The 21,117-nt window shown below is 66.6% G+C and carries 25 protein-coding genes and 1 pseudogene; 14 read left to right on the top strand and 12 right to left on the bottom strand.

Features of this window, described 5'->3' with window-relative positions:
* Positions 1-9: 9 nt before the first annotated feature.
* The 3 genes from A5759_RS16460 to A5759_RS16450 all read right to left on the bottom strand — a co-directional run bounded on the left by A5759_RS16460 (position 10) and on the right by A5759_RS16450 (position 1,957).
* Complete coding sequence (locus A5759_RS16460; RefSeq protein WP_068199470.1) at positions 10-702, bottom strand: DUF1326 domain-containing protein; 693 nt, start codon at positions 700-702, stop codon at positions 10-12.
* 119 nt (positions 703-821) lie between these two features.
* Complete coding sequence (rnhA, locus tag A5759_RS16455; RefSeq protein ID WP_068199469.1) at positions 822-1,274, bottom strand: ribonuclease HI; 453 nt, start codon at positions 1,272-1,274, stop codon at positions 822-824.
* Positions 1,275-1,309: 35 nt separating this feature from the next.
* A complete protein-coding gene (locus A5759_RS16450) occupies positions 1,310-1,957 on the bottom strand; it encodes a glyoxalase (RefSeq protein WP_068199467.1) in 648 nt (215 codons plus the stop codon).
* Positions 1,958-2,153: 196 nt separating this feature from the next.
* Here A5759_RS16450 and A5759_RS16445 point away from each other — a divergent pair, with 196 nt between their 5' ends.
* Positions 2,154-5,153: a serine/threonine-protein kinase gene (locus A5759_RS16445; RefSeq protein ID WP_068199466.1), complete on the top strand. Its 3,000-nt coding sequence runs from the start codon at positions 2,154-2,156 to the stop codon at positions 5,151-5,153.
* Here the strand turns inward: A5759_RS16445 and A5759_RS16440 are convergent.
* Both A5759_RS16440 and A5759_RS16435 read right to left on the bottom strand, forming a co-directional pair.
* Positions 5,146-5,757, bottom strand: coding sequence for an FHA domain-containing protein (locus A5759_RS16440; RefSeq protein ID WP_068199464.1), 612 nt, complete (start codon positions 5,755-5,757; stop codon positions 5,146-5,148). The genes A5759_RS16445 and A5759_RS16440 overlap by 8 nt on opposite strands.
* A 57-nt stretch (positions 5,758-5,814) precedes the next feature.
* A complete protein-coding gene (locus A5759_RS16435; RefSeq protein ID WP_068199462.1) occupies positions 5,815-6,819 on the bottom strand; it encodes a hypothetical protein in 1,005 nt (334 codons plus the stop codon).
* A gap of 443 nt (positions 6,820-7,262) precedes the next feature.
* On the opposite strand from A5759_RS16435, the gene A5759_RS16430 reads away from it, so the two are divergent.
* Positions 7,263-8,129 carry an AraC family transcriptional regulator gene (locus A5759_RS16430; protein ID WP_231984670.1) on the top strand — a complete coding sequence of 289 codons (867 nt, stop codon included), beginning with the start codon at positions 7,263-7,265 and terminating at the stop codon, positions 8,127-8,129.
* Here A5759_RS16430 and A5759_RS16425 read toward each other — a convergent pair.
* Together A5759_RS16425 and A5759_RS16420 are read right to left on the bottom strand one after the other, a co-directional pair.
* A complete protein-coding gene (locus tag A5759_RS16425) occupies positions 8,079-8,813 on the bottom strand; it encodes an STAS domain-containing protein (protein WP_231984669.1) in 735 nt (244 codons plus the stop codon). The two genes, A5759_RS16430 and A5759_RS16425, sit on opposite strands and share 51 nt — an antisense overlap.
* A 53-nt stretch (positions 8,814-8,866) precedes the next feature.
* Positions 8,867-9,733 (bottom strand): TIGR03619 family F420-dependent LLM class oxidoreductase, encoded by an 867-nt coding sequence (locus A5759_RS16420; protein WP_068199458.1) that lies wholly within the window; start codon positions 9,731-9,733, stop codon positions 8,867-8,869.
* Positions 9,734-9,798: 65 nt separating this feature from the next.
* Here A5759_RS16420 and A5759_RS16415 point away from each other — a divergent pair, with 65 nt between their 5' ends.
* Positions 9,799-10,065, top strand: coding sequence for a DUF4235 domain-containing protein (locus A5759_RS16415; RefSeq protein ID WP_066841566.1), 267 nt, complete (start codon positions 9,799-9,801; stop codon positions 10,063-10,065).
* A 52-nt stretch (positions 10,066-10,117) separates the two neighbouring features.
* On the opposite strand, the gene A5759_RS16410 is transcribed toward A5759_RS16415, so the two are convergent.
* Positions 10,118-10,390, bottom strand: coding sequence for a DUF4873 domain-containing protein (locus tag A5759_RS16410; RefSeq protein WP_082962158.1), 273 nt, complete (start codon positions 10,388-10,390; stop codon positions 10,118-10,120).
* Positions 10,387-11,295: a diiron oxygenase gene (locus A5759_RS16405; protein WP_068199455.1), complete on the bottom strand. Its 909-nt coding sequence runs from the start codon at positions 11,293-11,295 to the stop codon at positions 10,387-10,389. The genes A5759_RS16410 and A5759_RS16405 overlap by 4 nt, the downstream gene beginning before the upstream one ends.
* A 103-nt stretch (positions 11,296-11,398) precedes the next feature.
* Here A5759_RS16405 and A5759_RS16400 point away from each other — a divergent pair, with 103 nt between their 5' ends.
* Positions 11,399-12,451, top strand: coding sequence for a YihY/virulence factor BrkB family protein (locus A5759_RS16400; RefSeq protein ID WP_068199454.1), 1,053 nt, complete (start codon positions 11,399-11,401; stop codon positions 12,449-12,451).
* Positions 12,452-12,467: 16 nt separating this feature from the next.
* Positions 12,468-13,259 carry a precorrin-6A synthase (deacetylating) gene (gene cobF / locus A5759_RS16395; RefSeq protein WP_068199452.1) on the top strand — a complete coding sequence of 264 codons (792 nt, stop codon included), beginning with the start codon at positions 12,468-12,470 and terminating at the stop codon, positions 13,257-13,259.
* A 48-nt stretch (positions 13,260-13,307) separates the two neighbouring features.
* On the opposite strand, the gene A5759_RS16390 is transcribed toward cobF, so the two are convergent.
* Positions 13,308-13,790: a nucleoside deaminase gene (locus tag A5759_RS16390; protein WP_068199451.1), complete on the bottom strand. Its 483-nt coding sequence runs from the start codon at positions 13,788-13,790 to the stop codon at positions 13,308-13,310.
* 40 nt (positions 13,791-13,830) lie between these two features.
* Between A5759_RS16390 and A5759_RS16385 the strand changes: the two genes are divergently transcribed.
* The 3 genes and pseudogenes from A5759_RS16385 to A5759_RS26375 all read left to right on the top strand — a co-directional run bounded on the left by A5759_RS16385 (position 13,831) and on the right by A5759_RS26375 (position 15,103).
* Positions 13,831-14,223, top strand: a complete 393-nt coding sequence (locus A5759_RS16385; RefSeq protein ID WP_064399488.1) for a phage holin family protein — start codon at positions 13,831-13,833, stop codon at positions 14,221-14,223.
* Between the two features lie 16 nt (positions 14,224-14,239).
* Positions 14,240-14,482, top strand: a pseudogene (locus A5759_RS26380) (DNA-formamidopyrimidine glycosylase family protein); the annotation flags it as partial.
* A gap of 132 nt (positions 14,483-14,614) precedes the next feature.
* Positions 14,615-15,103, top strand: a complete 489-nt coding sequence (locus tag A5759_RS26375; RefSeq protein WP_369816224.1) for a zinc finger domain-containing protein — start codon at positions 14,615-14,617, stop codon at positions 15,101-15,103.
* Here the strand turns inward: A5759_RS26375 and A5759_RS16375 are convergent.
* Positions 15,096-15,662 carry a chorismate mutase gene (locus A5759_RS16375; RefSeq protein WP_082962157.1) on the bottom strand — a complete coding sequence of 189 codons (567 nt, stop codon included), beginning with the start codon at positions 15,660-15,662 and terminating at the stop codon, positions 15,096-15,098. The two genes, A5759_RS26375 and A5759_RS16375, sit on opposite strands and share 8 nt — an antisense overlap.
* A 41-nt stretch (positions 15,663-15,703) precedes the next feature.
* Between A5759_RS16375 and A5759_RS16370 the strand changes: the two genes are divergently transcribed.
* From A5759_RS16370 to A5759_RS16345, 6 genes are all read left to right on the top strand, one after another.
* Complete coding sequence (locus A5759_RS16370) at positions 15,704-16,453, top strand: SDR family oxidoreductase (protein ID WP_068199450.1); 750 nt, start codon at positions 15,704-15,706, stop codon at positions 16,451-16,453.
* Between the two features lie 62 nt (positions 16,454-16,515).
* Positions 16,516-17,505, top strand: coding sequence for an NAD-dependent epimerase/dehydratase family protein (locus tag A5759_RS16365; RefSeq protein ID WP_068199449.1), 990 nt, complete (start codon positions 16,516-16,518; stop codon positions 17,503-17,505).
* Between the two features lie 68 nt (positions 17,506-17,573).
* The gene (locus A5759_RS16360; protein WP_068199448.1) at positions 17,574-17,951 is read left to right on the top strand and encodes a hypothetical protein; all 378 of its coding nucleotides are present in this window, start codon (positions 17,574-17,576) and stop codon (positions 17,949-17,951) included.
* A gap of 215 nt (positions 17,952-18,166) precedes the next feature.
* On the top strand, positions 18,167-18,478 hold the full coding sequence (locus A5759_RS16355; protein ID WP_082962156.1) for a helix-turn-helix transcriptional regulator: 312 nt from the start codon (positions 18,167-18,169) through the stop codon (positions 18,476-18,478).
* Entirely contained in the window at positions 18,453-18,998 is a 546-nt protein-coding gene (locus A5759_RS16350) for a hypothetical protein (RefSeq protein WP_068199445.1), read from the top strand. Before A5759_RS16355 ends, A5759_RS16350 begins: the two co-directional genes overlap by 26 nt.
* 54 nt (positions 18,999-19,052) lie before the next feature.
* A complete protein-coding gene (locus tag A5759_RS16345; RefSeq protein WP_231984668.1) occupies positions 19,053-19,424 on the top strand; it encodes a hypothetical protein in 372 nt (123 codons plus the stop codon).
* Between the two features lies 1 nt (position 19,425).
* Here A5759_RS16345 and pgi read toward each other — a convergent pair whose 3' ends face one another.
* Entirely contained in the window at positions 19,426-21,093 is a 1,668-nt protein-coding gene (gene pgi / locus A5759_RS16340) for a glucose-6-phosphate isomerase (RefSeq protein WP_068199569.1), read from the bottom strand.
* Positions 21,094-21,117: the final 24 nt, after the last annotated feature.

Here is a 21,117-nt window from a genome sequence, read left to right as displayed (position 1 = left end):
CCCACCTGGTCAGGCGTGGCAATCGCACGTCGGTACACCCCGCGCGGAGGAGTGGCCGTCGTCGTTCGGCCGCCAGTCGAAGGGGAAGTGTTTGCTCGACCCGCCGCGGTACTCATGCGACCAGTCGAACCCGACTGCCTCGTCCTTCTGTACGACGCCCCACGTCGCGACCTGTCCGGGTCCGACCTCGGCACCCGGGGCATTTGTCGTGGTGACGCGCCGGTTCGGATCGGACGTGGGGCCGGTCAGCGCGGCAATGCGCACGTCGACCCTTCCGGGGATCTCGGCACGCCAGTGCGCGAGGTCGTCGGCGATGTCGAAGATGATTGGCGCGTAATCGATTCCGCGTGGATCCTCGATGAGAGAGGCAAACTCGGCAGGCCAGCCGCCTTCCTTCCCCGTGAAGATGCGCTCGGGGGCTTCGCGTTGGGCGTCGTCGGCCTGATCGTCGATGTAGAACATCAGGCGCATCTTGGCGTCCGGGTCTCCGATCCACATGTTGCCCGTGAACTCCCCGAGCGAGACGACGTTCAAGCCTGCGAGGTCAACATCGCCGAAGTGGCCCTCGCGCACGTGCCAGACGAGGGTAAACAGGCACTCGCCATGCGTCGGCGCCTGTGCGAAGCTGCACGGGCAGGGCAGCTTGCAGCTGCACACATCGAACCAGTCACCTTGCAGGTGCCAGTGGGTGGTTACGCTCATGTCGGACCTCCCTCATATACCCCTCGGGGGTAGGGGGATGACCGAACGGTAGCGCGATCCATGTAAAGATGCAAGTACCCCCCGGGGGTATATGGTGCGGCGACAGCTCGAGCAGCGTGTCAGTGCGCGGCCAGAAGCGCTTCCTGTATTCCCCGCGTCGCCAACTGGTCGGCCAACTCGTTGTCGGCGACCCCTGAGTGGCCCTTCACCCAGAACCACTCGACTTGGTGTGGCGCGCAAGCCAATTGCAGCCTCATCCAGAGGTCGACGTTCTTCACCGGCTGCTTCGCGGCGGTCAGCCAGCCGTTGCGTTCCCAGCCGAGCACCCACTTGGTGATTCCGTTACGGACATAGGTGCTGTCGGTGTACAGGTGCACCACGACGGGCCGCGTCAACGCCTCCAGCGCCATGATCGGCGCGGTGAGCTCCATCCGGTTGTTGCTCGTCTGCGCCTCGCCGCCGTACATCTCCCGCACGTGCGAACGCTGACGCAGCACCGCGCCCCAACCGCCGGGACCCGGATTGGGCCTGCAGCCGCCGTCGGTGTATATGACGACCGGGTCCTGGCTCACCCGACGAGGATAAGCGTCGAGCCCGAGACGTCGACTCAGCGACGCGCGGACGGCGAGATCAACGCCGTCCGGACCGACATCCCGAACGCCTGATGGCGCAGCGTGGTGATCCGGCGCCCAGGCTGTACCGCGTCCTTGACCGGTCCCGTGCGCCCCCCGAAGAACGCCGCGGTCGCGTCGATGTCGGCGACGACGTAGGTGATCCCCCACAGTGTCGACGGCGCTTCGCTTGTGGTGCCGGGTGAGCCGACGACCTCGACGATCACCTCGCCGAACCGGAAGAAGATCTGGCGAATCGACCGGCCGCCCAGCTCGCCGTCGCGTTCTCGTCGCGGGGCCACACCGATCGCGGTGAGCGCCTGAACGGTCCGATCGAGATCGGGTGACAGCAGCACGACGTGGTCGATGGCGGCCACGCCGTTCGGGTGCTCAGCGGGCGTCGCCCCGGCGGCGCTGGACCTCGAGGTCGGGATGCCGTCGACGTCGGAGAGCACGGCGTCCGGCGGCAGGCCGCACAACGACCACCCGACGATGCCGCGACCGCGCTCGGAGCCGACAAGCCGGATGCGGACGCCGCCGACCCGGCAGACCACGTCGTCGTCGATCGTGAAACCGGCCCGCCCCCATGCGTCCGCCGGATCGGCGACCTCGATCTCGTCGATCCTGACGGCGGCTGATGTCACCGCTCGAGTATGGCCTTCGCCCCGGCCTCGGAGCGACGCCGCGCGACGTAGTTCACCCACCGCAATCCGCGCGGTGTTTGCCGCCCGTACCCCGCAGTATGGACGTCCTCCGGAACTGCGGAATCGCGCGTCCGACGCGCGCTTGCTCGGTACGTTGAGAGCGAACGATCTGCAGTTCACCGGAGGGCGGTGGCACATGGCTGGGGGAATGGCGAATGAGTTAGCGGCCGCCGGATTCACCGACGCGGTCGAGATCGGCCGAGGTGGCGGCGGCGTCGTCTACCGCTGCTATCAACAGTCGTTGGCGCGGAGCGTCGCGATCAAGGTGCTCGCGTCCGATCTCGACGACGACGACCGGGAACGCTTCCTGCGCGAGGGCTACGCCATGGGTGCGCTCTCCGGGCACCCGAACATCGTGAACATCCTGCAGGTCGGCGTGACCGAGAGCAACCGGCCGTTCATCGTGATGCCGTACCACCGCGAGGGATCGCTCGCGGAGCGGTTGCGGCGCGAGGGCCGCATCGCCTGGCCCGAGGCCCTGCGCATCGGTGTGAAGCTCTGCGGCGCACTGGAAACCGCGCACCGGACCGGAACCCTGCACCGCGACATCAAACCCGCCAACGTGCTCTTCAACGATTACGGCGAACCACAGCTGAGCGACTTCGGGACCGCCCGCATCGCCGGCGGGTACAAGACGGTCACCGGCTTCTTCACCGGCACGCTGTCCTACACCGCCCCAGAGGTTCTCGAGGGCAACCCGCCGACCGTCGAGGCCGACGTCTACTCGCTCGGCGCCTCGATCTATGCGCTGATCGCGGGCAAGCCGCCGCACGAGCGCAAGAACGACGAGGATCTCATCGCGCACTACCTGCGCATCACCTCGACGCCCATACCGGACCTGCGTCCCCAGGGCATCCCCGCCGACGTGTGCGCCGTGGTGGAGAAGGCGATGGCCCGCGAGCCCGCCGACCGCTACGCGTCCGCTGCGGACTTCGGTCACGAACTGCAGTTGGCGCAGCGGAACAACGGGTTGACGGCCGACGTGATGGCGCTCGGCGAGCCGAGCGCCCCACCGGAGCAGCCGGAAGGCACGCAGGCGGTGCCGATCTCGGAGCTCGTCGAGCCGTCCGTATCCGCGCAACCCGAGCCGCTGCCCCCGCCGCGGCGGCCCGCCCGGTCCGGCGAACCCGCCGGGCCCGTGCCCGAGCCGGGGATGTTCGCCCACACCGCGTCCATCAGTCAGACAAGTCTCCCCTGGCAGGCCCCGCCCGGGGTCCGGCCCGAGTCAGCGGAGGCCGCTTCGCCGAGACGGCGGAACCGTAAACGGGTCCTGATCGTCTCGGGCGCGATCGTGGGGGTACTGCTGCTGGTGGTCAGCGGAGTCTTCGTGATCGCCTGGACGCGCGACTCCGGTGGCGACCAAACCGCTGCTCCCGCACCGCAGGTCGCCGAGGCACAACCGGCCTGGCGGCCGATCGCCGACGCGCGCGTCGCCCGCGACGCGGTCGCCGCCACCCAGGCCGACGGCACCATCTGGGTCTTCGGCGGCCTCGGCGCCGATGGCCGCGTCAGCGGCAGGCACGAGGGCTACGACCCCGCGATCGACAGCTGGAAAAGTGGCGAGGACCTGCCCGTCCCCGTGCAGCGCGCGATGGCGGTGACATGGCGGGAGAACCCGGTCGTGCTCGGCGGATGGCGCGCGGAAGGGGCCGACGCGAAAATCGCGACCGATCGGGTGTGGCGCGTCGTCAACAGTCGCTGGACGGAACTGCCGCCGCTGCTACAACCGCGGGCCGCCGCGGCCGCCGCCGTGGTCGGTGACAGGATCGTCGTCACCGGCGGAGTGGACGCCGCGGGCAAGCTGCTGAACACGACGGAGGTCTTTGACGGCACCTCCTGGAAGCTCGGCGCACCCATCCGGACCCCGCGTCAGATGTTGAGCGCGGCCTCCGACGACAAGCTGGTGTACGCGATCGGAGGCACCACGGGAAGCGCGGACGTGGCGACCGTCGAAGCGTACGACCCCGCCGCCGACACCTGGACGGCTCTGCCCGAACTCCCCGAAGCGCGAAGCGATTTCGGCATCGCGGCCACCGACGACCGGTTGGTCGTGGTGGGCGGCACGTCCGGAGGGCAAGCGCTCAAGAGCGTGCTCGCGTTCGATCTATCGACGACGACCTGGTCCGGCCTACCCGACATGGGCACCGCGCGCCACGGTATGGCGGTGGCCGCGGTGGGCAGTCGCGTGTACGCGATCGGCGGCTCGACGGGCGCCGGCGACGGCAAGATCACCTCGTCGGCGGAGACGCTGAAACTTCCTGCACGCCAACCGCAACCGGCAGCGCAGTGGCGGGCGCTCCCGGACGCTCCGACGGCGCGGTTGATGATGGCGTGGACGGTGCTCGACGACAAGATCTGGATTGCAGGCGGTATCCGCGAGGGCGAGACCCTCGACACCGTCGAGACTTTCGACGCGAAGACGGAGGATTGGCAGCCTGCGCCGTCGCTGCCGATCGGACTGCACCACGCGACAGCCGCCACCTACAAGGGGGAGGTCGTCGTCCTCGGAGGCGCCACCGACAATATCGGGGAGCCGTCGGACAAGGTGTTCGCACTGCGCGACGGCAAGTGGACCGAACTTCCCGCTCTGCAGCACGGCCGTGCCGGCGCGGCGGCGGCCGTCGTCGGCGACAAGCTGGTGGTCGTCGGCGGGCAGAGCGACAAACAGCTCGTCGTGCCGACGGAAGTGTTCGACGGTGAATCCTGGACTCAGGCCGCCGACATGCCCACCGCGCGTGAGCATCTGGCCGCGGTGTCCGACGACCGCTATGTCTACGCCGTGGGCGGGCGGTCACTGAGCGCTGATGAGAACACCGCCGCCTTCGAGCGGTTCGATCCGTCGTCGGGAGAGTGGGAGAAGCTGACGGACATGCCGACTGCCCGCGGAAGCTTCGGCGCCGCCTACATCGACGGCCGGATCGTCGCGGTGGGCGGAGAGGAGCCGACGCGCGTGCTGGCAACGGTCGAGATGTATGACATCGCCAACGGGACGTGGACGACGGCGGCGCCCATCGGGACTCCGGTGCACGGCCAGGTGGTGGCCGCCGTCGGTTCGACGCTGTACTGCATCGGCGGCGCCGACCGGCCGACCCACGAAGGACCTGTCGCCACCGTGGAGGCCCTCGACTTCACGTAGCGCGCAGTTGTGCGAGGGTGACGGCGCCGCGCCGCAGCGCCTCGTTGGCAAGCCGGACCCGGCGATCGCCTTCGGCGGGGATGGCGAACTTGTCGTAGAGGTTCTGCAGATGCTGTTTGACCGCGGCCTCGGTGACGAACAGCTCGCCCGCCATCCGGCGCACCGATGCGGGTTCGGGGAACGGGTCGTCGGAAACCAGGGGCCTGCACAACACCACGAGGACATCGAGTTCGCGGCGGGTCAGCCGGGGCGGCGGTTCGACGGCCTGGGCGGTCACCGTCTCCTCGTCGAGCTTGCCGTCCCCGCTGTCTTTCACCTCCCAGAAGACCAACCGCGACTTGCCGAGACGCACCTCGTCACCGGACCGCAGCACGCGTTCGGCGCTGATCCGCTCGCCGTTGAGAAAGGTGCCGTTGCGGCTTCCCAGATCCCTTATGGACCAGGCGAATCCGAGGTTCTCCAGAACGGCGTGCAACCGTGAGACGGTCTCGTCGTGCTCAAGTGACACCGCGTTGGTGGAGGCCTTACCGAGCGTCACCCGCTGACCGCTCAGCGGCACCAGCTCCCGCCCCGAGGGTCTCGAGATTTCCAGGTGGGACGACATGGGACCTCCTATCCAGGCAATTCTGGCCCAGACAGGAGGTCCCTGGTCGACGAACGCTCACGGCCGGTGGGTGAACCTCTTGTAGGCGCGGATGACCCGCTTGGCCTGGGCCGACTCGAACAGCGGCGGCCAGGGCCATTCGCTGCGTTCGCGCCCCCGCGGCGCCTTGAGGAAGGCCAACCCCAGCACCAGCCCGAAAATCAGGTGTCCGACCAGCGTGATCGTCACTGTCGCGACGTTCAGCGGGAACATCATCTCCTCGCCGCGCGGGGCCAACGCGACTGTCACCATCAACCCGGCCCACGTCGGGAACACCGCGAAGGCGACCGCGGCCAGCACCGCGTAGACGTTCTTCCACCGGTCGATGCCCAACGCGAACGCGACGACGAAGAACGCCACGCCCAGGCCGCCACCGTCGCCGATGTAGCGCCACACATAACCGACCGCCGCGCTGCCCGCGGTGCCCGGTTCTCCGGTGACGAAGGATCCCATCACGGGAATGAAGTCGCCCATTAGGCCCAGCACGTGCACCGCGAACAGCCGAGCGGCGTCATAGACGATGCACGCCACCATGCCGGCGATCAGCCCGCGGCCCATGATCATGTCGATCCGGTGCGGGGCGAACGCGATCAGCGCACCCAGCACCGCGCACAGTGCGATGACGACGACCGACGTGACGTTCTGGGGTACCAAGCCGAACACGTCGACCGAGATGCCCAGGATCGGCATCGAAGCCAGCAGCATCACCAGCGAGAGCCGCGCGATGTCCCACTTGGTCGGCGCCTTCTTGACCGCGCTCAAGTTCAAGTAGCGCTCCCGCACGGTGTTGGTGACCTTGGCGACGACCGGCAGTTCCAGGGCACGCAGCCGGACCGTCTTGCCGTCGAAGGCGCTGACGGCCTTCGGCAGCGGCTTCGTCGGCGCAGCGACAGGACGCAACCGCGTCGTCTTGGCCTCGGGGCGGGCGACGGGTACGGGTCGGGGCCGCACCGGCAGATCGCCGGGACGCAGCCGCACCGTTTCGTCGGGGCGGGTGGTTGCGGTCGGTGCTGTCGCGGTCATGGGGCTTCCTTGGCTCGGAGGGACGAGTTCATCGTCGCGGGGAGGCCTCGATGTCGTAATCGCCTGAGCGTCAGAGTTCTTGCCGAGTGGGGAAGGTTTTCCTATCCGCCGAGTAAGGCGACAGAACTCGCAGCCGCACCGAAGGCGTTGCGCTTTTCGTCCGCAGAATCCGAGAAACGAAAAGAGGAGTAGGGTCGAAGGTTCCGGGGGCACAGCCACAAGCCCTTCACGTGCATCACCCGTTGAAGGTGATCTTGAAAATGACGACAACCGATGCCGCCGGCACGCCCACGCTCATACGGTCACATACCGAAATCACCGATCCCGCAACCGCGAACCAGTACCTTGGCGACGCCTACGGCGCCTGCCTGCAGCTATCTAGCCAATCTTGGTCTTCGTCCAAAGGTGTTCTGCTAAGCCACACGCGCGTCTCCGTCGGTCCATTGACGATCGACGACATTTATGTCGCTGGATACCTGGAGGCCCGCGCCGACGCACCGAACAAGGTCGTCGCCGTCTGGCCAACCGGTGGGCGGGTGAGTAGCGCCTGTGAGGGCTTCGAGTGCCGCGCCGCGAAGGATGACGTCGCGCTGCTGTCGCAGCCTTATCTACCCTTTGTGGCACGGTCCGAGGATCTGCGGGCGACCGCGGTCGTGTTGAATCCTTCGCCCGTGGTCGGCCTAGCCAACGGCATGTCTTTCGGTGAGGTCGAGGGCCCGATCCGCTTCTTCCGTTTGACCCCGGTCGGCGCCGCCGCAGCGCGGCTGTGGAAGAACACGGTCGTGTACGTCAAAGACAACGTGCTCGCCGATGACGCGCTGGCGACACCGTTGGTCCTCGGCCACGTCACGCGCCTGCTGGCCGCGGTGACGCTGTCGACGTTTCCGAACTCGGCGCGGGTTCCTCGGTCGTGCTCACACGACCACACCGATCACCAGCCGGTTCTGCTTCGTCGTGCGATCGAGTTCATCGACGCGAATGTGCAGAGGGGCATCGGCCTGACCGATATCGCCGAAGCCGTCCACGTCACGCCCCGGGCGGTGCAGTACATGTTCAGGCGCCACCGCGCCACCACACCCCTTCAGTACCTGCGCAGGGCTCGGTTGAACTACGCGCACCGGGAACTTCTGGCAGGACGGCAAGGCGCCACCGTCACCGAGATTGCAGCCCGGTGGGGGTTCGCGCACACGGGTCGGTTCGCGGTGCTGTACCGACAAACGTACGGCCAGAGCCCGCACATCACGCTGAACAGCAGCAGTTCACGGCGTCACGTTCTCCGGTCCGATCACCGCCCACACCGTCTTGCCTGACGTCGTCGGCGCGTTCCCCCAACTGCGACAGAGCGCCGCGACGATCCGCAACCCGGACGGTCGTCCCGTGGCTGTGGCCGCTTCCCTGAGCGTGGCGGGGGCGCGGCTTGTGTCGTTGACGGCGACCGCCACCGAGTGACCGCTGAACTCCACCCGCAGGCCAGGGTCGCTGTCGGTGTGTTGCAGGACGTTTTCCACCAATGTCGTGACCACGACCTTCACCGTCGAGATCATCTCGGTGCGGGACCAGGTCGTCAGCCACTCTGCGCTCAGTTCCCTGGCTCGCTGAAGGCTGGGTAGTGCGGCGGGCAGTTCGGCGCGTGCCCGCCTGCGAAGTCGAGGTGTGCTGGTCGCATTGAGTCGGTCGATGGCGGACCCAGCGCAGGCGAAGACCGGTACGTGGCGGGTGACGCCGGCGTCGTCGATGGCAGCACGCGTCGCCGTATCCCCACACAGCAGCATCACGGGCACTCCGGGCCACCGGTCGACGTGCCGTCGGGCACTGCTGAACACCGCCCAGGCAGAAGCGGCTGGAACGTCGATACCGGCGATGTCGACCAAGACTGCCCGCGGTTCGTCGAGCGCTGTCTGGATGATCTGATCGCGCAGCGAACGATACGTGTTGCCGTCCAGTACGCCGCGAGGCCTCAAGACGACTGCCGAACCGTAAGGAACTGTTGACACTTCGACGCCCTGCATTGCGAGTCGATTACCCGCTTCGGCGGTGCGCAAATCGATCAGAGCTTGGCGATGACCTTCTCGGCGAACTTCTCCAGGTGACGGATCTTGGTGCCGAGCGGTTCTGCGTCCGGTCCGGTGATGTAGGGCATCCGGAACCCGACGATGACGTCGGTGACGCCTTTGTCTTCGAGTCGTTTGATGCCGTCGGGCGTGTACGCGTCGGCGGAGATCACGTGAATCTCGAACGGCCCGGTACGGCCTTCTTCTTCGCGAAACTGCTTGAGCTGCTTGAGGAGTCGGTCCAGCTCCTCGGCGTCGCCGCCACCGTGCATCCAGCCGTCATTGCGTGCGGCCCGCTTGAGCGCGGCGTCGGCGTGGCCCCCGATGAGGATCGGGATCGGTTCAGTGGGCGCCGGCGTCATCTTCGTTTTCGGGATGTCGTAGAACTCGCCGTGGAACTCGAAGTACTCGCCGGTGGTCAGCCCCCTGATGATCTCGATGCACTCGTCCATGCGCTTACCGCGCCTGGCGAACGGCACATCCATCAGCTCGTAATCCTCGGGCCACGGGCTCGTGCCGACGCCCAGGCCGAGACGGTTCCCGAACAGAGCGGCCAGCGAGCCGGCCTGTTTGGCCACCAGCGCGGGCGGCCGGATGGGGAGCTTGAGGACGAAGAAGTTGAACCGCAGCGTGCTGGTGACCGCGCTCAGCGCGCCTGCGAGCACGAACGCCTCGATGAACGCCTTGCCGTCGAGGAACTCGCGGCTGCCGTCCGGGGTGTAGGGGTATCTGGAGTCCGACTCGAACGGGTAGGCGACGCTGTCGGCGATCGTCATCGCGTGGTAGCCGGCCGCCTCTGCGGCTTGTGCCAGTGGAATGTAGAACGTCGGATCGGTCATCGCTTCGGCATAGGTGAACCGCACACGGAAATACTAGAACGTGTTCTAGTTCTTGGTTTAGGTATTGGCGCATCGGGAATCTGGACGCCGTGAGTGCGGCCAAAGCTATGTACAAACCACTGTCGATGATGAGCGCCGTCGCGGGCGGACTCATCGCCGGCAAGATCTTCACCGAGATCTGGCAACGGATGCACCCGGACGACGAAGAGCCGGATCCGGAGGACCTCAACCGGTCGACGCGGGAGGTGTTCATCGCCGCCGCGATACAGGGCTTGCTCGTGGGCGTGGTGCGCGCGGCGCTGGCGCGCGGCCAGGCGAAGAGCTTCCAGGCGCTGACCAACGAGAACCCCGAGTAACCGTCAGCGACCCAGTTCGTCGCGGACGCGATGGTGGCACGTCGGAGTCGGCCTAGCCGTTCAACGGGTAGGGCGGTGCGCCGACGCCCGCAACACAGTGCGTGCCCCACGGCGTCACCTCGGTCAACTGGCCCTCGGCAGTGCAGTCGGCGATCGAGATGCGCACGGCCTGGGGTAGCCGCATCTCGGATGCCAGATCGAAAACCATTCCGCGCCAATGGTATCGGCCGTCGATTGGATCGAGGTGACCGGTCAGGCGCACCCGCACGCCGTGATCGGTGTCGTTCATCCGGAGGGCCGCGAGGCCGTCGTACACATCACTCATCGAGGCAGAAATCCGCTACGGCGCCACATCCGGCGGGCGATCGGCCCCATCAGATCGATCTCTTCGAAGAACGATGCCAGCGGCGCGAAACCGGCCTCTTTCCGACTTCGATGGTGGTTGTTGGCCAATGCCATCCGGCGGGCGGCACGGGCGTCGAGACCCATGCGCCGGTACGGGGCGGGGATGGTCAGCAGGTAGCGGTAGAACGGTCCTCCGACGCCGTGCAGGTTGCTCATCACGAATCGTTGGGTGAAGCCCATGTGCGGCCTGGTGCGACGCAGCCCGTCGCGCGCGTACTGGATGTGGCGCGCCTCCTCGGTCACGTGGATGCGCATGAGCCGCTGAACGATTGGCTGCAATTCGGGATCCTCGAGGATCTGGCGCTGCAGCGCGTCGAAGATCTCCTCGCCGACCAGTGCGGCACCCCACAGGATCGGTCCGCGGAACAGCAGCGGGAGTGCGTTGATGACGGCCCGCTGCCACCGGCGGGGCTGCACCGGGTCGGCGCCGAGCCGCTCGATCACTTTGCCGAACATGACCATATGCCGGGTCTCGTCACCGAGTTCGGTTAGCGAGTAGTGCGTCGACGCCGCCCTCACATCCCGGTGCATCAGGTCGCGCAGGAGTGCCTGATTGAGGATGTTCTCGAACCAGATACCCGCCGACAGGATGTTGACCAACTCCTGACGGGACAACTCGATCTGCTGCTCGCGGGTCATCGCATCCCACAGCGGCGTGCCGTAGAGGGTCACGGTGTGCGGCGGCAGGAAGAATTTGTCGGGGTCCAGCGGTGCGTCCCAGTCGATGTCGACGGCGGGTGCATAGGACTTCTTAGCGGAGCCCTTGAGCAGTCGCTCCGCGATGTTCTCGCGCGTCGGGCGGGAGCTGCTGACCGGTGTCGTCATGGATTCACGGTAGGTAGGCCGCACACTTAAGTCAATACCGGCGGTACCGCATACTTCCGGTAACGGTCGCGTTTGCCGGAGGTGGGTGGGGGTATCGGGTGGTATGCGAACCGACGAGGACGACAGGACCGCTCAGGCACCTGATCCGGACGATCCCCGCAAACCCGAGTCGCCGACCGATCTCACCCGGCCGTCCCTGCTGTATTCGATGCGCAAGGCGGTGCGCGAGTTCCAAAAAGACGAGTGCATGGACCTGGCCGCGGCGCTGACCTACTACGCAGTGCTGTCGATCTTTCCCGCGCTGGTGGTCATGGTGTCGCTGCTGGGCGTGTTCGGGCAGGGCAGGCGCACGGTCGACGCGCTGCTCGACATCGCATCGGATGTGGCGCCCGCGTCGGCGTTGGACACCCTGCGGCCGACGATCGAACAACTCGTCAACGCGCCGACGGCCGGATTCGCGTTGGTGGCGGGCATCGTGGGTGCGTTGTGGACCGCGTCGGGTTACGTCGGCGCGTTCGGTCGCGCGATGAACCGCATCTACGAAATCGACGAGGGCCGACCGGTGTGGAAGCTGCGACCGGTGCAGCTGCTGCTGACGCTGATCGGTCTGGTGATGGCGGCTGCCGTGGTGTTCATGCTGGCGGTCAGCGGACCGTTGGCCCAGGCGCTCGGCGATGCGATCGGGTTGGGCGATGCAGCGGTCACGGCGTGGAACGTGGTTCGGTGGCCGCTGATCCTGCTCTTCGTCGTGCTTGCGGTCGCGATCCTGTACTACGTCACACCCAACGTGCAGCAGCCGAAATTCCGATGGATCAGCGGCGGCGCAGCGCTCGCGATCGTCGTGTGGCTGCTCGCGTCGCTGGGGTTCGGGCTCTACGTGGCCAACTTCGGCAGCTACAACAAGACGTACGGCGCGTTGGCCGGTGTCATCGTGTTCCTTCTGTGGTTGTGGATCACGAACCTGGCGCTGCTGTTCGGCGCGGAGGTGGACGCCGAGGTCGAGCGAGGCCGTCAACTGCAGGCCGGTCTGCCCGCCGAGCACGAGTTGCAGTTACCGCCCAAGGACGACCACAACATCCGCAAGGAAGAGGCCGCAGAGAAGAAGGATGCCAAGCGGGCCAGGCGGCTACGTCTGTCCCGCGGGCGCAAACACTGAGGGCATACTCGCGGGCGTGACCCGTCGAATTCACGTCATCGGCATCGGCGCGGGCGACCCCGACCACGTCACCGCCCAAGCGGTGGCCGCGCTCAACGACACACAGGTGTTCTTCGCGATGGACAAGGGATCCCGCACGCGAGGAGGACAGAATGCAGACGCGAAGGACGACCTGGTGGCGCTGCGGCGACACATCTGCCAACGCTTCATCCGCGAGCCCGGATACCGCTTCGTCGAACTGCCCGACCCGCCGCGGGTCAGAGACGTCCCGGACGGCCCGGCGTACCGGCAAGCGGTGGCCGACTGGCACGCCGCGCGAGCGCGGGTGTGGGCCGACGCGATCGAGAACGAACTCGCGCCCGACGGCGTTGGCGGCTTCCTCGCGTGGGGCGACCCTTCGCTCTACGACAGCACCCTGCGCATCCTGGACACTGTCGCGAGTCACGTCGACATCGACTACGACGTCATCCCGGGCATCACCGCGATCCAGGCGCTCACCGCGCGACATCGCATCCCGCTCAACGACGTCGGCGAACCGGTGCTGGTCACCACCGGCAGACAACTGCGCGACCACGGCCTGACCGGAAGCGCGGTCGTGATGCTCGACGCCGACTGTTCGTTTCTGACGTGCCCGCCTGACACCCGCATCTGGTGGGGCGCCTATCTCGGTACACCCGACGAGTTGCTGATGGCCGGCACCGTCGGTGACGTCGGTGAGGAGATCGCCCGGGTGCGCGCCGACGCGCGGCAGCGTCACGGCTGGATCATGGACACCTATCTGCTGCGGTCGGCGAACGCACACGGTTGACGGGTTGATTGCACGCACCGGGTGCGTGGGATCAACCCGTCAAAGCCCTCACTCGCCCCGGCGCTCGGGGTCGTTGCGCTGCATCCACAGCCGGTAGACCTCGATCGCGGCGTCGTCGGGCTGATAGCGCATCGGCAGCCGCCGTTCGTCCCAGTTCTTGGCGAATTCGTCGTAGAAGGTGTTGAGCTCGAAGTACTTTCGATCGTCGACGTAGTAGCGGGCGTAGTCGTCGCGGGTGGTCAGAAAGACGACTTCGTCGGGGGAGCAGTAGTACAACGAGCCCAGACACATCGGGCACGGGTGGGCGAGAACGTAGATGGTGGCGCCGGTCAGGTGCTCGGTGCCGAGCTTCGTGCACGCCTTCCGGATCGCCAGGATCTCGGCGTGTGCGGTCGGATCATGCGTCTGGGCAACCTGATTGGCGCTCTCGGCCAGCACCTCACCGTCCCTGGCGATGACGGTCGCGAACGGCCGACCGCCCTCCTCGACGTTTCGTCGTGCCAGATCCACGGTCCGTTGTACGAAATCCACGGCTGCCCCTTCGGTTCATCGACTGGTTTAGGCTAATGCGATGTCGTTCCTGTTGCGGGCCGCTTTGACCGGCATCGCGCTGTGGGTGGTGACGCTGCTCGTCCCAGGAATCAGGTTCGTGGGGGCCGAATCGCAACTGCAGGAAATCGGCATCATCTTCGTCGTCGCGGTGGTCTTCGGTCTGGTCAACGCGATCATCAAGCCGATCGTGCAGATCATCTCCATCCCGCTCTACATCCTGACTCTCGGCCTGATCCACATCGTCATCAACGCGTTGATGTTGTGGATCACATCGTGGATCACCGAGCACACGACGCACTGGGGCCTCTACATCGACGACTTCTGGTGGACGGCGATCTGGGCCGCGATCGTGCTGTCGATCGTGAGTTGGCTGCTGTCTCTGGTCACTGGTGGTGCCGTGCGACGCGATTGACCGGCACACTGGAACCATGCCCGAACTTCCCGAAGTCGAAGCACTCGCCGACCACCTGCGCCGCCACGCCGTCGGCCAGACGGTGGGACGCATCGACGTATCGGCGTTCTCGGTGCTCAAGACCTTCGACCCGCCGATCACCGCGCTGCACGGTCAGACCGTCGCAGGAGCCGACCGGTGGGGCAAGTACCTCGGTTTGAAGGTCGGCGATCTGCACCTGATCACCCATCTGTCGCGCGCGGGGTGGTTGCGCTGGTCGGACAAGCTGGCGGCGGCGCCGCTGAAGCCGGGCAAGGGGCCGATCGCGTTGCGCGTACACCTTGGGCCCCCGGGCGAGGGTGCGGGTTTCGATCTCACCGAGGCCGGCACGCAGAAACGGCTCGCGGTGTGGGTGGTCGACGATTCGGTCAAGGTTCCCGGCATCGCCACGCTGGGTCCCGACGCACTGTCGCTGGGGCCCGACGACCTCGCCGGGTTGCTCGCGGGCAACAGCGGCCGGATCAAGACGGTGATCACCGACCAGAAGGTCATCGCGGGTATCGGCAACGCCTACAGCGACGAGATTCTGCACGTCGCGCGGATCTCCCCGTTCGCGACGGCGGCCAAGCTGACCGACGCGCAGCTGTCGGCGCTGCACGACGCGATGATCGGTGTGCTCTCCGATGCGGTGACCCGCTCGGTGGGCCAGCAGGCCGCGACGCTCAAGGGCGAGAAGCGGTCCGGCCTGCGGGTGCACGCTCGAACCGGGCTGCCCTGCCCCGTCTGCGGCGACACCGTGCGCGAAGTGTCGTTCGCGGACAAGTCGTTTCAGTACTGCCCGACGTGTCAGACGGGCGGCAAGGTGCTCGCCGATCGGCGGCTGTCGCGGCTGCTCAAGTGAGCTTGCAGTACGACCGGGTGGCCGCCGACAACGCGTGCCGGTAGAGCGGATCGAGCTGGCGGGCGTTGGCGACGGCGTCGATCGCGTTGTTGAGCTCGAACATGCAGTTCGGTGCGTGCAGCGAATTCCACTGCTGCGCAATCTCATCGACCATGACCTTGTTGAACTCGTCGATCTGCGAACGTGTCTCGTTCAGGTCGGGTGCGGTGCCAGGGGCGGAGGCGGGGTCGAACTTCCACTGACCGAAGCGGGTGTACTCCACACCCTCGGTGGCGTCGATCTGGTTGGTGAAGACCGCGCGCACATACCCCTGGTCGATGCCGCGCGCGGAGGCGTCGGCGGCGACGGCATCCAGGACAGCATCGGCGCGCTGCCGGTCCGTGATCGGCCCGCCGTTGATCCACTTGGCGGCCGCGACATCGTCGGCCGTCGCCAGGCGCTGCGCAGCGGTGTCGACCAGCCGGTAGAGCGGCGAAGCGGGTTGACCGGCGGCGACCCCAGGGGAGAGCGCGACGAACAGGGCCACGAGCAGGAATGTAGCGCTCCGCAGAAGAATCATGCGGTCATTCTGACGGCGATTCCCTCGCTTAGTCTGTCGGGGTGACTCGGCAGAAGATATTGATCACCGGTGCGAGCTCCGGGCTGGGCGCCGGGATGGCCCGCGCGTTCGCCGCGAAGGGCCGTGACCTGGCGTTGTGTGCCCGGCGCATCGACCGACTCGATGAACTCAAAGCCGAGCTGCTCGAGCGGCATCGCGGGATCAACGTCGCTGTCGCCGCCCTCGACGTCACCGATCACGAGCTGGTGCCCAAGGTGTTCGCCGAGCTCAGCGACGAACTCGGCGGCATCGACCGCGTCATCGTCAATGCCGGCGTGGGCAAGGGTGCGCCGCTGGGCTCGGGCAAGCTGTGGGCGAACAAAGCCACCATCGAAACGAATCTCGTTGCGGCACTTGTCCAGATCGAGACCGCGCTCGAGATGTTCAAGAAGGCCGGCAGCGGACACCTGGTGCTGGTTTCGTCGGTTCTCGGAAACAAGGGCGTGCCCGGCGTCAAGGCCGCCTACGCCGCCAGCAAGGCCGGCGTGTCGTCGCTCGGGGAATCCCTGCGCGCGGAGTACGCGCACGGGCCGATCAAGGTCACGGTGCTCGAACCCGGTTACATTGAGTCCGAGATGACGGCGAAATCGCAGTCGACAACGTTGATGGTGGACAACGACACCGGCGTGCGGGCAATGGTCGCTGCGATCGAACGCGAAAGTGGGCGCGCGGCGGTTCCGTGGTGGCCGTGGGCCCCGCTGGTCAAAATCCTGCGGGTACTGCCGCCGCAACTGACAAAGCCGTTCGCCTGAGCCTCCGTGTAGAGGCTGGCGCTTGGGGGAACCCGCAGCGCTAGTTCCTAGAGGAGGTATCTATGAGGGTGCTGTTGACCGGGGGTACCGGGTTTGTCGGGGCGTGGACGGCGAAAGCGGTGGCCGATGCGGGTCACCAGGTGAGGTTTCTGGTCCGCGATCCGGCCCGGCTCAAGACGAGCGCCGCGGAGATCGGCGTCGCGACCGACGACTACGCCGTCGGCGACATCGCCGACGGCGAGTCGACCGCCGCGGCGATGGATGGTTGCGACGCCGTAATTCACTCGGCGGCAATGGTTTCAGTGGACCCTCGGCAGGCCGACAAGATGCTGCGGACCAACCTCGACGGTGCACACAACGTGCTCGGTGTGGCTGCGGAACGCGGCCTCGACCCGATCATCCACGTCTCCAGCTTCACGGCGTTGTTCGACCCCAACTGCAGCGTTCTCCATGCCGACCTCCCGGTGGTGGGCGGGTCCGACGGCTACGGGAAGTCGAAAGCGGAGGTGGAGAAGTACGCGCGAGGCCTCCAGGATGCGGGTGCGCCGGTGAGCATCACGTACCCGGGCATGGTGCTGGGGCCGCCGGCGGGCAACCAGTTCGGTGAAGCGGCAGAAGGTGTTCAAGCCGCGGTCCAGATGCGTGGGGTGCCGGGTCGCGGTGCCGCGTGGATCGTGGTCGACGTTCGAGACCTGGCCGTGTTGCATGCGGCGTTACTCGAGCCGGGCAAGGGACCACGCCGATATATGGCCGGCGGCAAGCGAGTTCCGATCGCCGACCTGGCGACGATGATCGGGAAGGCGGCGAACACGTCGCTGCGGGTGTATCCGGTGCCGGATACGTTGTTGCGCAACATCGGACGGGTGGTCGACGTGGTGGGCCCGCTTCTGCCCTTCGACGCGCCGGTCACCGCGGCGGCGATGCAGTACTACACGCAGATGCCGTCGTCTGACGATTCGCCCAGCGAGACCGAACTGGGAATTTCGTACCGCGATCCCCAGGAAACGCTGGCGGACACCGTTTCCGGGTTGAGACAAGTCGGAAGGCTGTGACCGGTCCCTCTTCCGGCGAAGAAAGTTTGAAGGTTTCAGTAAACCGCTGACGTGGTAGCCCTCAGGACATGAACGTGAAACTGACGAAGATGTTGCCCCTGTTGTTCTCGGGCGCCGCGGCAGTTGCCTTCGCCGTCGCGCCGGTGGCCGGTGCGCAGCCGGCGCCTCCTCCGTGTCTGAATGCCGACGGCACCCCGTGTGCGGTGACCGGCAACATCGACGCCTCTCCCGGTGGCGGTGCTGACGTGAACGTTCCCGGTGGTCCGCAAGGCACCGCTGATGGCGGCGGTGCGGCCGGTGTGATCCCCGGTGGCCCCGGCGGTACGGCCGGACCCGGCGGCGCAAGCGGCTCGCTGGCTCCGAACGGACCCGGCGGAACAGCCGGCCCCGGTGGCGCGAGCGGCTGCCTGCCGAACGTCGGCTGCATCAACATCCCTGCCCCGTAACCACTAGCCAACTTCTTCCAGCGCCCAGCCAACGCGGCGCACGCTCCTCGCTGAGCGTGCGCCGCGTTGCTTTTCTGTAGGGACCCGGGCTTCAACGCCGAACGTGCGGTTTCCTCCGCATCCGAGGGCGTGTCACGTATGAATCCGCATCTTCGCGTAGCTAGGCACGTTCCAACGGCTTGACATTTTATTGGGTTTTCCCAACACTGTGTTGTGTGAGTCCGGTGAAAAGGGGGAAAACGCTCCCCATCCACAACCGCATCGGTGTCCTGCGCGCAGAGCGTCGGATGACCCGAGCCGAGCTCGCCGCGCTGATCGACGTGAACCCGCAGACGGTCGGCGCGCTCGAACGTGGCGACCACTATCCGAGCCTGGACCTGGCGTTCCGGATCTGCGATGTCTTCGGTCTCCCCGTCGAGGCGGTGTTCTCCCGAACGGAGTTCACCCCGTTGTCCACCGAGCTCTACCGCACGAACACCCGATCGCAAGGAGGAGACCGAGATGTCCCCGTCGACCCGGCAGGCTGACCACACGTTGCTCGACCGCTACCAGGAGTCCCGCACCCGGCGGTTCCTCAAAAGAGAGCGCACATACGCGAATCTGCTTCCCGGCTGGCGCACGCAGTCCCGGCGGCGGCTTCTCGTCGTGGGTTTGGCCATCACGTTCGCGTCCCTGTTCGCGGTGAGCGTCTTGAGCGCATTCGGACTGCGGTGGGCACCCCTGCTCTGGCTGGGAGTGTGCATCGTCTTCCTCCCGCTGTGGACGATGCTGCAGATCGTGTCCGGCAGGCAGGGCGACGCCCCGGAGGCCGCACTCGACGAGTACGAGGTGCAGCAGCGCAACAGTGCCCGCTCAATCGGTCTGACGATCACCCAGTACCTGATGCTGATCCCGATCGGCTACCTGCTCGTCGCGTCGATCTATCTGCAGGACACCGACACCGACGTGGCCTACTCGGGCGCGCTGATGTCGTTGGCCGTCCTGGTGTTCGGTGGTTGCGCGCCGGCGATGATCCTGGGCTGGACCCGCCCGGACCCCGACGCCTGAACCGCGTTGAGAATCCCTGCGTCGGTAGAGTCGTCGGCGACAACCGTAGAAAGGATGCCGATGCTCGCCCTGACCACCTGGACCGGAGGACTGCTCGTCGCGACAGGGGTGATCGCGTACATCGCCAGCGGTGCGGTCAGCGTGACCGCGCTGATCCCGGCATTCGTCGGCATCGTCCTGCTCATCGCCGCCCTGATCGGGCGTCGCTCCGATCAAGCCCGCAAGATCGCCATGCACGCCGCCCTGGTGATCGCGCTGCTCGCCGCGCTCGGTGCGCTACGCAACGTGTTCGGTCTTGGCGAGGTGTTCGCGGGCACGGCCGAGCGACCCGCGGCCGTCATCACGAGCACCATCATGTTCGTTCTGCTGCTGGTGTACTTGATCGCCGGTGTGCGCTCGTTCGTGAAGGCCCGCGCCGCACGCTGAGTCAGGCAGACCGGCCGCGCTCGCTGCGGTACCGGCGCACCAACGCGTCGGTCGAGGAGTCCGACTGGTCGGCGGGGGAGCCGTCGGCGGTGATGACCGGGAGCAGCGCCTTGGCTTGGGTCTTGCCGAGTTCGACACCCCACTGATCGAACGAGTCGATACCCCAGACGACCCCCTCGGTGAACACCTGGTGCTCGTAGAGTGCGATCAACTGTCCGAGCACCGACGGGGTCAACTGGGTCGCGAGGATCGACGTACTGGGCCGGTTACCCGGCATCACCTTGTGCGGCACCACATCCGGCGGAGTGCCTTCGGCGGCGATCTCCTCGGCGGTCTTGCCGAATGCGAGGACCTGCGTTTGGGCGAAGAAGTTGCTCATCAACAGGTCGTGCATGCTGCCCTTGCCGTCGGCGGTCGGCAGGTCGTCGGTGGGCTGTGAGAAGCCGATGAAGTCGGAAGGAACCAGACGCGTGCCCTGATGCAGCAGTTGATAGAACGCGTGTTGACCGTTCGTGCCCGGTTCGCCCCAGAAGATCTCGCCGGTACTCGTGGTGACCGGCGTACCGTCGGCGCGCACCGACTTGCCGTTCGACTCCATCGTCAGCTGCTGCAGATAGGCGGCGAAGCGGGCCAGGTCATTCGAATACGGCAGCACGGCACGGGTTTCGGCGCCGAAGAACTCGTTGTACCAGAGCCCGATCAGTCCGAGCAGCGCCGGTACATTGGACTCCAGCGGTGCGGTGCGGAAATGCTCGTCGACGATGTGGAACCCGGACAGGAACTCGGCGAACCGCTCGCGGCCGATCACCGCCATCACGCTCAAGCCGATCGCGCTGTCGACCGAATACCGGCCGCCGACCCAGTCCCAGAACCCGAACATGTTCTCGGTGTTGATGCCGAAATCGTCGACCAGTTTCCTGTTCGTCGATACCGCCACGAAATGCCGTGACACCGCGGCGTTTCCGAGCGCATCGGTCAGCCAGCGACGCGCCGCCGTCGCGTTGGTCAGCGTCTCGAGCGTCGAGAACGTCTTCGACGCGACGATGAAAAGCGTTGTCGCAGGGTCGAGCCCGTCGAGGGTGGCGACCAGATCGGCAGGGTCGACGTTGGAGACGAACCGCGCCGAGATGCCCGCGTCGGCATAGTGCCGTAACGCGAGGGTGACCATCGCCGGTCCGAGGTCCGACCCGCCGATGCCGATGTTGACGACGGTCTTGATCGCCTCGCCCGTCGCGCCGGTCCATGCGCCGCTGCGCAACCGGTCGGTGAAGTCACCCATCTTGTCGAGCACCTCGTGCACGTCGGCGACGACGTTCTGCCCGTCGACGAGCAGTTGGGCACCGCGCGGCAACCGCAAGGCGGTATGCAGGACGGCGCGGTCCTCGGAGGTGTTGATGTGCACGCCGGAGAACATCGCGTCACGCTTCTGCTCCAATCCCGCGGCGCGGGCCAAATCCACCAGCAGGCTCAGCGTCTCGCGCGTGACCCGATGCTTGCTGTAGTCGATGTAGAGGTCGCCGACCGTCGTGGCGAGCTCAGTGCCGCGGGCCGGATCCTCGGCGAACAACTCGCGCAGGTGTTTCGCGCCGATCTCACCGTGATGCCGCTGCAACGCCTGCCACGCCGGAGTCGCGGTGATATCGGGTATCTGGTCGGAGTCGGCACTCATGAACATGACCCTAGTGCGGCGAAA

The sequence above is a fragment of the Mycobacterium sp. 852014-52144_SCH5372336 genome (assembly GCF_001665615.1).
Taxonomy (GTDB): domain Bacteria; phylum Actinomycetota; class Actinomycetes; order Mycobacteriales; family Mycobacteriaceae; genus Mycobacterium; species Mycobacterium neumannii_A.
The sequence above is the reverse complement of the archived record's forward strand: the minus strand, read 5'-3'. Positions and strand labels throughout refer to the sequence as shown.